Below are 1,557 nucleotides of genomic sequence, written 5' to 3'. Positions count from 1 at the left end.
AATCGAACAAAATGGACACTTAAGCAGCGAACAAAAAGACAAAGCTAAGGGTGAAGTAGATGCAGCTACAACTGAAGCGATCGAAGCAGTAGGTAATGCAACAGACAAAGAAGGTGTAACAGCAGCAAAACAAGCAGGGGTATCAAAAGTTTCTGTCATATTACCAGCTTATAAAATAAGAGTATCTGATACAAATAACATTGATCAAACAACAAAAGATAAACTAAAAGAAGAGCTACTACGTTTAAATCCAGGTGCAACGATTATTTTTGGTGACAACAGAGTAACAGTTAATAACTTAGAAATACCATATACAGAGTTAATAGCAAAAGGTAACTACGAAGTTAATGTAGATACTCCTAATTACGATAAGCCAAGATTTGAATTAGGCGTAATCTTACCTGATAACAATAAAGTTGGTAAAGATAAACTTAACTTCAATAAATCAATCTCTAATATAGATGTAGATAGTAACAAAGAAGGTACAACTTCATCTAATAAAGATGAATATCAAAACAAAAAACTACCAAAAACAGGAGCAATAGAGCAAAATACAATATTCTATGGAGCTACTGTACTGGGATTAGGTTTAATGATTGCATCATTAAGAAGACGAATTGAAGAAGAAAAGGAATAAATCGAATATAAAATATCAAGTTGATATTGCCATATAAAGTTAATGTAACTAGGAAGTAAAAAACGAGATATTTCATTTCTACTTCTATTAATATCAGTTGTTTTTGGTGAATAAAAAAAGATAAGAAGTAATCTTTATCTAATTATTTTTTGAAACCTATTAGTATATTTATTTAAATAAATTATGTACTTTGTTTATCATAATATCTTAAAATAAAGGAGATAATAATATGATTTCTAAGTTGAAAAGTCAGCGAGAATTTTTTTGCAAGAAGTGCGGAAGAAAAGTTGAGACTTTAGAAGGTGTTTTAGATAGGCGTACAGTATTTTGTAGTCATCTTTGTAGGAGACGCTATTGGCGTCATTCTGATAGACGAAGCTCTCAAGACATCAAATGATTTATTGGCTCTATGTCAAATAGGGTTGATGACTCATAAAAGGTAGTGATGTAACAAATGTTACGTCACTATCTTTTTATTTTGGCTCTTCGTCAAATTGTGTTGGTGGAGAGAAATAGTGAGTATGTTGGTAGTGAATGGCATTAACCATTCACTACCTTTTTCACATTCTTTTTCTGCCATTGGGAATGGTGTTGTATGATTAAAATACGTAATCTAAAATAGGAAAAACGTCTATAGCCATAGGCAATGCGTTTGATAACTTTAATATGATTGTTGATAGCTTCTGTGATACCGTTTGAATAAGGTAGTATGGTAAAAGCTTGATAAATACTATTCTGATAGGTTTTTAAAATATCAAATTTCTTTCTAAACCACTCTGTTAATGTCAACAATTTTTGGCTCTTCGTCAAATTGTGTTGGTGGAGAGAAATAGTGAGTATGTTGGTAGTGAATGGCATTAACCATTCACTACCTTTTTCACATTCTTTTTCTGCCACTGAGAATGGTGTTGTATGATTAA

2 protein-coding genes are annotated in these 1,557 nt (G+C 31.3%); one reads left to right on the top strand and one right to left on the bottom strand.

Annotated elements, in window-relative coordinates; translation table 11 throughout:
• Window positions 1–637 (top strand): LPXTG cell wall anchor domain-containing protein (locus tag GMA06_RS08355; protein WP_163562288.1); only part of this gene is annotated, 637 nt, incomplete at its 5' end.
• A gap of 540 nt (window positions 638–1,177) precedes the next feature.
• Here the strand turns inward: GMA06_RS08355 and GMA06_RS08550 are convergent.
• Window positions 1,178–1,557 (bottom strand): transposase (locus tag GMA06_RS08550; protein ID WP_240328878.1); only part of this gene is annotated, 380 nt, incomplete at its 5' end.

Source organism: Granulicatella sp. zg-84 (genome assembly GCF_010892375.1).
Classification (GTDB): domain Bacteria; phylum Bacillota; class Bacilli; order Lactobacillales; family Aerococcaceae; genus WM01.
This window is presented reverse-complemented; position numbering and strand designations above follow the sequence as displayed.